The organism is Enterococcus sp. 10F3_DIV0382 (assembly GCF_002140245.1).
GTDB lineage: Bacteria > Bacillota > Bacilli > Lactobacillales > Enterococcaceae > Enterococcus_B > Enterococcus_B lactis.
On record NZ_NGMF01000001.1, the window covers coordinates 1676494 to 1685509 of the forward strand.

At 37.0% G+C, this 9016-nt stretch carries 9 protein-coding genes; 7 read left to right on the top strand and 2 right to left on the bottom strand.

The annotated features are described in order from the left end of the window. Window position 1: 1 nt before the first annotated feature. The gene (locus A5849_RS08460) at window positions 2-286 is read left to right on the top strand and encodes a PTS sugar transporter subunit IIB (protein ID WP_002309270.1); all 285 of its coding nucleotides are present in this window, start codon (window positions 2-4) and stop codon (window positions 284-286) included. A 25-nt stretch (window positions 287-311) separates the two neighbouring features. Further along, window positions 312-1685 carry a PTS ascorbate transporter subunit IIC gene (locus A5849_RS08465; protein ID WP_086310043.1) on the top strand — a complete coding sequence of 458 codons (1374 nt, stop codon included), beginning with the start codon at window positions 312-314 and terminating at the stop codon, window positions 1683-1685. Between the two features lie 82 nt (window positions 1686-1767). On the opposite strand, the gene A5849_RS08470 is transcribed toward A5849_RS08465, so the two are convergent. Both A5849_RS08470 and A5849_RS08475 read right to left on the bottom strand, forming a co-directional pair. Continuing rightward, window positions 1768-3783, bottom strand: coding sequence for a family 78 glycoside hydrolase catalytic domain (locus A5849_RS08470; RefSeq protein ID WP_086310044.1), 2016 nt, complete (start codon window positions 3781-3783; stop codon window positions 1768-1770). Window positions 3784-3804: 21 nt separating this feature from the next. Beyond that, a complete protein-coding gene (locus A5849_RS08475) occupies window positions 3805-5019 on the bottom strand; it encodes an MFS transporter (RefSeq protein ID WP_172867967.1) in 1215 nt (404 codons plus the stop codon). A gap of 220 nt (window positions 5020-5239) precedes the next feature. Here A5849_RS08475 and A5849_RS08480 point away from each other — a divergent pair, with 220 nt between their 5' ends. From A5849_RS08480 to A5849_RS08505, 5 genes are all read left to right on the top strand, one after another. Then, entirely contained in the window at window positions 5240-6184 is a 945-nt protein-coding gene (locus A5849_RS08480; protein WP_025476932.1) for an AraC family transcriptional regulator, read from the top strand. A gap of 564 nt (window positions 6185-6748) precedes the next feature. Beyond that, window positions 6749-6991: a hypothetical protein gene (locus A5849_RS08490; protein ID WP_002345094.1), complete on the top strand. Its 243-nt coding sequence runs from the start codon at window positions 6749-6751 to the stop codon at window positions 6989-6991. A gap of 70 nt (window positions 6992-7061) precedes the next feature. Then, window positions 7062-7394, top strand: a complete 333-nt coding sequence (locus A5849_RS08495; RefSeq protein WP_002309277.1) for a hypothetical protein — start codon at window positions 7062-7064, stop codon at window positions 7392-7394. A 25-nt stretch (window positions 7395-7419) separates the two neighbouring features. Further along, window positions 7420-7662, top strand: a complete 243-nt coding sequence (locus A5849_RS08500; protein WP_002309278.1) for a hypothetical protein — start codon at window positions 7420-7422, stop codon at window positions 7660-7662. A 123-nt stretch (window positions 7663-7785) separates the two neighbouring features. Beyond that, entirely contained in the window at window positions 7786-8730 is a 945-nt protein-coding gene (locus A5849_RS08505; protein WP_002309279.1) for an L-lactate dehydrogenase, read from the top strand. Window positions 8731-9016: the final 286 nt, after the last annotated feature.

Here is a 9016-nt window from a genome sequence, read left to right on the forward strand (position 1 = left end):
CATGAAAATTTTTGCAGTGTGTCAAAGTGGATTAGGAACAAGTTTTATGGTAGAGATGAACATCAAACAAGCTCTTGCAGATCTTGGAGCAGATGTGGACGATTTCGAAGTAAGTCATACGGATGTGGGGAGTGTATCTAGCGATATGGCGGATTATTTCTTCATTGAACATTCTTTGAAAGATACACTTACTTCTATACCGGATGAAAAACTTGTGCCGTTGCAATCGATCATCGATAGTGATGAAGTAAAAGAAAAAGTAGAACAGATTTTGTCAAAAGAATAAAAATGATTCAAGGGAGGAAATATCAATGGATAAATTGTTGAATTTGTTTGTTTCAATCGTCAGTCAGCCCTCCATCCTCGTTTCTCTGATTGCACTGCTTGGGCTTGTTCTGCAAAAAAAGAAATTTTCAGAAGTGATCCAAGGAACCATTAAAACATTTGTCGGGTTCTTAGTATTGATTGGCGGTGCTGGGCTGATCAGTAATTCATTAACCCCTTTCGCTTCGATGTTCCAAACGGCTCTGCATACCCAAGGTGTAGTTCCAAGTAATGAAGCAGTAGTGGCGATTGCTTTACAACAATTCGGGACACCTACTGCCTTGATCATGCTAGTAGGGATGATCGTGAATATTCTACTTGCTCGATTCACAAGATATAAATTTATTTTTCTTACAGGTCAAGCGATGCTTTATGTTTCTTGTCTGACAGCAGTCATTTTAGTAAGCGCTGGATTTACTGCAAACGTGTGGATGATCTTATTAGGAGGGATTTTTGAAGGAACACTATTAACTATTACGCCCGCACTTTGTCAACCATTCATGAAAAACATTACTGGGAACAACCAAGTTGCGCTAGGACATACCGGCAATATCGGTTACGCGTCTAGCGGGTGGATCGGTAAGTTCTTTGGAAATAAAGACCGCTCTACGGAGGACATAAAGATTCCTAAAAGTTTCAGTTTTTTGCGAGATTCTACTGTATCGATCATGCTCTTGATGTCAATCGTATATGTCGCACTTGCCTTATTAGCAGGTCCTGGATTTGTTGAAAGAGAATTAAGCAATGGAGATAATGCTGTAATCTTTGCATTGATCCAAGCTGGAACATTTACAGCAGGGTTTGTTATCGTCCTTCAAGGGGTTCGGATGGTGTTGGCAGAAATCGTTCCAGCATTCCAAGGAATCGCTAAAAAACTTGTACCTGATTCTAAACCAGCGTTAGATGTCCCTATCGTTTTTCCATATGCACCTAATGCTGTATTGATTGGCTTTTTTGTCAGCTTCTTTGTAGGAACACTATCGATGTTTGCCATGATAGGCTTACAGACTACAGTTATCATCCCTGGAGTAGTTGGCCATTTCTTCTGCGGAGCTGCTTCTGGTGTTTTCGGCAACTCGACTGGCGGTAGAAGAGGGGCGGTATTAGGTTCTGCTTTCAATAGCTTATTGATTAGTTGGTTGCCATTATTTATCATTCCGGTATTAGGAGATCTTAAAATCGCTTCTTCTACATTTGCCGATACTGATTATCTAGTACCAGGACTTGTACTTGGGAAACTAGGAGAATACGGTCAAATGGCATTGACAGTCGGAATCATCGCTTTCTTTTTACTTGTCGTATTATCTAGCTTTCTTTTTGCCGGAAAAAGAACAAGCATTGTTTCTAAAGAACAGAATTAAGCAAGTTTCAAAATAAAAACTGCTTGGACAATATCAGAAGACGATCGAATGTTTTCTGATATGTCGCAAGCAGTTTTTTGTTTTATGCATTTATTATTGAATGGCTTGTTAAGACAAGTGGCTGTTTTGCTAGAAGAGGATAACTTTTACCATTCATTTTCACTGTTCCGCCTGTTCTATCAGAAGTAATCACGATCTTATCTTCTGTTTTTTCCAGCGAAATCATTCCATCTTTGATAGGTAGCGTACAATTCAGTGTTTCAAATGAATCTAGATTAGGTTGTATCATAAATTCTTCATAACCTGGCTTTGTTGGATACAAACCGATAAAATAGCGTCCTAAAAGATAGATTGGGCTTGCTCCCCATGCGTGGCATAAGCTTTTTCCATAAGGATCTCCGTACATACTGTACTTTTCATTTCCTGTTTGAGTAGGGTCGTATTCTTCCCAGAAAGTTACCGCATCATGAGATAACATCCCTCCCCAATAATCAAGAATCGTTTGGTAGACGATTTCCGTCTGTCCGAGTTTGCATAAGGCATCTTGTTCATAGAATTTAAAATAGGGTGTAGTGATCTGTGTGATAGTATCATTCAATAAGACATTCTTTAAAATCGATTGCTGTTGTTCTTTGTTAGCAAAATCGAATAAAACAGCGAAAATATTCGCATGACGCGTCACATTTCTTTTCCCAGATTCATAGCAATCGATAAAAGCGCCAAGTTCTTCATCCCAAAAGTAGTCAAATAGGTTTTGTTTCAATACCTGATATTTTTCTTGATAGAGATCAGTAGGATAAATTTCAGCCTCTCCATATGTTTCAGCTAAGATATCTCCGCAAGTGATCATAGAGTGGCAGGCTTTCAGTAATAGGACTTGTTCTGCAGCAAGCGTTCCTTCTTTATCCATTTCAGACCAATCAATAAAGATCCAATCTTTTTCTCTTCCATAAATAAACCCTAATTCATTCGTTTGTTCCATCAAGTACCTCATCAAGGATTGCATCTTAGGATAGACAATGCGTAAAAATTCGCAGTCTTTCGTCATCATATAGTGGTTTTCGATGCCAATCAGCCATAAGATCGAATAGTCGACAATCGTATTCATATGTTGCTTGATTTCATTTTGTCCTCTTAATGCGAATATCGTTCGCTTATTGATTTCCTCGTCAAAGAAAAGATATTGATTGATCATGAATGATTGATACGCATCTCCAGACCAAATCCAGCGATCTCGTTTGATACCGTCGATAAAAAACAAATCACTACATAACTTGAAAGTTTCTTCTGATACTGACCAGATCTGATCCAATAAAGAAGAATCGCTTGAAAAAGTAGCTTGTTTCGAAAGAGATAAAAATTCATGAAAAACTTGAAGTTGAACCATTCCAGTAGAAACCTCTGGTATAAACAAATAGCGAAAAGCGCGTTTACGAGCTTTCATTTTTCTTGTCATTCCAATTTGTTTATAGTAACAATACTCGATATCCATAGCTTCTACATCGGACTCTCCATAACATAGAGTGATGGATTCGATAGGATCGTCCAGAGACATTAGTTCTACACAGCCATTCACTGCTCGTCCAAAATCGAATAAGACTCCTCCATTAACTTCCCTTTCAGTAACTGGATGGACACATTCTTTTTGATAATAGATTTGATTTGGATCTTTAGCGATATCGACATAGAGTGGACTCCAACCAGCTGGGTATTCTTCAATAAAGTTGCTTGCTGTCCAGCCGATATCTGATTTTATTTCATCTCCCTCGATAAACATCGCTGGTAGCCCAGATGTATGTCCAACGAAGATCCGGATTTTTACTTTGCCAGCCGGACAAGTCAGCCATTTTCCAGATGGATGCTTTTTCCCATTAATTTCTACGTACCCAACTCCTTGGATCGTTACTTTGAACATGGAAGGATGATCAAGAAAGTAATATCTCTTAAACTTGACGTTCCGATGACAATCATCCATGTACCAGTACGCCGGCCAGTCGAAACCTCGTTCTTCTCGTTGGAAATTTTGTAGCAGTCCACGGCGGATCTCAAAGTCTCCAGGATACCAAAGCCATCTATTTTGTGATTTTTCATTTGTCATTTTGCGCGACCTCCATCAAAATTATTTTGTTGTCAATTGTTCTTTTATTTCTTCATCTACTCTTATTACTGACTTTCTATTCGTCCTGTATACCACTAGAACGCTAACAAGCGCGCTAATCAACAGCAAGATACTGCCATTAACGAAAACAGCAAGTGTCTTACTTCCAAGAGAAACAAAAGAGAGGAAAAGCAAACCATATGGTGCAATGAAAGTGCCTAAATTAGCGCCAACTAGTAAGATCGAGGTATTGAAATTCTCCGCATGCTTAGGCGCTTGGATGCTCACTTGGTTGAATAAATAAGGAATGAATAACGAAAAAGAAATCCCAGTTAAAATCGCGCCAAATCCAATCACATACAGATTCATGGCACTGGCAATCAATACAAAGCCAATACCCATCAGTAGTAAAGAAAGAGTAAGCATATAACGATATGCTTTTGCCTGAAGCCAGCCAAAACAAACTCCCGCGGCCATACTTGCCAACTGCATGATGGTCAAGATATTCGCTGCATTGGTTTCGTCTCCTAGAGAATAGGTCGTCAAGACTGTGGCTAATTTGATTGAGACAGCGTTATATATCACGATGATCAGTAAGAGAAAAATACCATAACTAATCATTTGGGGATTTGTTTTGATTACTTGTCTTGCTGAAGCTGTTCCTTGTACTTGAATCTTAGTTGTTTCAGGTCTAGGAACAAACAAAACAAACAAGATTAAAATAGGTAAGCTGATGGCGTAGACTAAAAAAGTATATTGCCAGCCGAACTGTACTAGTTGTCCTGCAACAAATGTCATTAGAGCTGCACCAAATCCCTGAAATGCACTTTGAAAACCAATCATAGATGCACGTTCATCTCCGTGATAAAAAGCAGCAATCATGCTGACTGCCAAAGAATTGATCAATCCGAAGCCAATACCTAGCCCAGCTCGTGAAGCTAAGACGATACTGTAACTTTGCGAGAAGAGGGGGAGGACACCACAAATCGATGCAATCACTAACCCGATGATCACAGTCTGTTTTTGTCCGATTCTCCTAGCAATAAAACTACTAAACAAAACGAAAATAGTGACCATAAAAGATGGAGCAGTCGTTAATAATTCAACAGCAGATAAAGAACGCGTGGTATAAGTAGCTGACATACTGGGAATCGCTGATGTGACCGCACCAGCAGAAGTCAAAATAAGAGAGACTGACAGTAGAGAAAATTTCATCATTTTTTTATTCATACACATATTCCTTTCACTTTTTGTAAGCGCTTGTCAAAAATATAGTATGAAGTAGCTCTTCACTCAATAGCGGAACCACAGGAAATTCATGTCCCAACCATAGAAAGTCTTTGTGAAACCCAAAATAGCTTTGCATATAATTGCAGTACAGCGTAAACTAATAAGCGAAAGAAACTGCTTACAAGAAGGAGGAAGTCAATTGGAACTAGCTGAATTAGACACTTTTTTGCGTAATGAAGAATCAATCGAAACTCTGCAGCGTGAACAAGGAAAGAATGTCAATGACTTAAACTTAGCTTATCATCTTCAGACACCACCAAAAATCCACCGAGGAGATTTATTTCAAAACGGAAATATTCATATCAGTAAACACCGTCGATATGCGGAAGTTCCTGAGCATACACATGATTTTGTTGAGATCAATTATATGTATAGCGGAAGATGTTCACAGGTCATCAATGGGGAAAGGGTGGATATGGAAGAAAGTGACGTGGTAATCATTGATAAAGAAGCTACTCAAAGAATTGAATACACAGGGCAAGAGGATATTTTAATCAACATCTTATTAAAGGAAGAGACCTTATCTACAGAAATATTGAACCATTTGGCAAGCACCAATAATCTGCTTTCTTCTTTTTTGATCAATGCAGCAAAAGAAAAGGGAGAACATACGCAATTCATTCATTTTCATGGCGGAAAAACGAGTCGTTTGACGCATTTGATTGAAAATATGCTGTTGATTTATTTTGATACATACAGTCATAAAATCCGTTCACTAAACCTATATATATCACTACTACTAATCGAATTGACTCATTTATTAGAACAGCAAACCTTTTCGTCAGCAGATGGATACGCAGAAAACGAGATGCTTGGTATATTGGATTATATCGATAAGCATTTTACTTCTTGTACGTTAAAAGAAACAGCGGCTCATTTTGGCTACAATCCGGTCTATCTTAGTAATAAATTGAAAATGTATTTTGATGCTTCTTTTCAAGAACTGGTTCTACAAAAAAAATTTGACTTTGCATTGGAATTGATTCAAGAAACGAGTTTTTCGTTGGAAGAGATTGCTAATCGCATCGGATATAAACAAACCACTTCTTTATTCAAATTATTCAAAAAGTATTCAACATGTACGCCCAATGAATGGAGAAACCCCCGATAAGAAGAACAGTCTGACATGTAAAAAACAGATAAGACTATTCAAAGTCTTACCCGCGTATTAACTAAACTCAATCAAGAGAAGCAGGAAAAAGTTGATGGCACTATATAGGAGATAAGTTGCTATAAATAGATGTTTTAGTAGTGGCTGTTTCCACTTGTGCCTTCTCTTCATTTGATAAATACTCACTAGTAAGCATACAGTGATGATAGATACGCTGATCTTTCTAATTTGGAAGATTAGCGTCCAGAGATGGGAATCCATTGTTAATTGGATACGTGGCAGAAAAAAATAGAGGACACTCAAAAAGACATACTTTATCCAAGATGAACCATTGGACTTATTCTTAATAATATTCACTCATTTCAATAGGTTAGTCAGACAGATAGGCTTTTGTTTGGTACATATCATAAGGTATATCCGATACTAGTGTACTCATTTCTTATCTTCCAATAAACATATAGAAGGAACAGTTTTTTCATAAATAAGAAAAAGCAGTTTCTTTTTTAAACTTCTTTTATTGTATCCTTTAGATAATGTGATTGAAGAAGGGAGGAGGAGATGAAAATGGTAAAGGCTTGGTTGAGTGGTTTAGCTGCTTACAGCGTTGTTGGACAAACTGATTTATTTTCTGCGTTCGCTATGTATTTGTCTAAGTATCGTTTTGTATTATTAGGTGCTCTTTTTTTCGTGATTCTATTAACTGTTCTGTTGAGCAAAAAGATGTCCGCAAGTTCAAGTACGAAGAGTAAAGCACCTAGTAATAAGGGTTTTCAGAAGCAGCAGCAATATAAAAACTATCGTAAGTGATATTTTCTATCTCTTTAAAGAAATCAAAGGATGATACGGCAATTATTTACTATTTACAATGAGGTGAAGCATGGGAAATTTTGCATTTATCATAACTTTTTTAAGCGAATTTGCTGTCTTAGCACAAAATGAAGGAACTGGTATTTTTGCCACCTTCGTTGCTATGTATCTCATCCGATACGGATTATCCACTTTTTTTGCCGTCTATCTGTTCATTTTTATCGTCAAACAGTTCTATGAATATCTAAAAGGCACCAGTATACGAAAAAACAAACGCCGATTTAAAAGACAGTTAGCTGCATCCTATAAAATACAAAAGAAAACGATCCAAGAAAATTATGAAAAAGGATTGACTGATACGGACAAAGTAAAGAAAAACGTTTATAACAAAACAAAACTTTAGATGTGACAATGAGGGAGCAGAGCAAATGGATATAGGGATTGCAATCGTAAATGAAGGGATATTGATTTTAGGTGCGATTGGCTTTTTATTATGGTTAATTATTTTTGGCTTGGTTTTATTTTCAGTTCTAAAGCGTACAAGGAAAAAGTATAGCTTTGATAAAGGTGGAGCTAAAGTAGCTCCATTAGTGATAGCGTTAGTACTTTTAGTTGTGTTGGCAGGGTACATGGGTGTAATCGTTTATCAGTTATCTGTTGTACGTATTTAGGAATTCGTTTCCATCAAAAATTATAATAACAGCTATTATAATTAACATATTGATAAAATGAATAAACAAGACTATAATTTCCATGAAAGTAACAAATAGTTATGAAAAAGGAGCTGTTTATTCATGAAAAAAACAAGTCGTAAAGTAGTAATCGTCGGTACAGGTTTTGTTGGAACAAGTATCGCTTATGCAATGATCAACCAAGGAATCTCTAATGAATTAGTCTTGATCGATGTGAACCAAGAAAAAGCAGAAGGGGAAGCACTGGATCTTTTAGATGGTATGGCTTGGGGCGATGAAAACGTTGCTGTATGGTCAGGCGGTTATGAAGAATGCAAAGATGCAGATATCGTTGTTGTCACAGCTGGTATCAACCAAAAACCTGGTCAATCTCGTTTAGATTTAGTTAAGACAAATGCGTCAATCATGCGCCAAATCGTCAAAGAAATCATGGGATCAGGATTCGACGGAATTATCGTTGTTGCTTCAAATCCAGTAGATATTTTGACATATATCGCTTGGAACGAATCAGGCCTGCCAACATCACGTGTTATCGGTACTGGTACAACATTGGATACAACTCGTTTCCGTAAAGAAATCGCATTGAAATTAAAAGTAGACCCACGTAGCGTTCACGGCTATATCTTAGGTGAACATGGTGATTCAGAAGTTGCTGCATGGTCACATACAACTGTTGGTGGTAAACCAGTTTTTGAAATCGTAGAAAAAGATCATCGTATCGCAAAAGACGAATTAGATGTAATTGCTGATAAAGTTCGTAATGCTGCTTATGAGATCATTGATCGTAAAAAAGCAACTTATTATGGTATTGGTATGAGTACTGCACGTATCGTAAAAGCTATCTTGAATAACGAACAAGCTGTATTGCCTGTATCTGCTTACTTAACTGGTGAATACAACGAAAAAGATATCTTTACAGGTGTGCCATCAATCGTTGACGAAAATGGTGTTCGTGAAGTTGTTGAATTATCCATCAACGAAGAAGAAAAAGCAATGTTCAGCAAATCAACAAGTGCTTTAAGAGAAGTATTGAACACTGTATTATAAGAAATAATGAGTAAGAACTAAAAAGTCAAAAACTGCTTAACAGATATTTCAGCTGTTAAGCAGTTTTTTTATTGATATCTATAGGTAAGCAAATAAACGGAATGATTATAATCGATTCGGTCGAAAATGATCCATACGAATGAAATGTAATCTGCTGATTAAATAATCGAATCGATATCAGTGACAACTAAAACTTAAGTAAATGATTTATCTATGTGATTAAAAATCCTTCAGTGATGGCAAACATAAATACAGTGAGTCGTAATCTGGATTAACTGTATAAAGA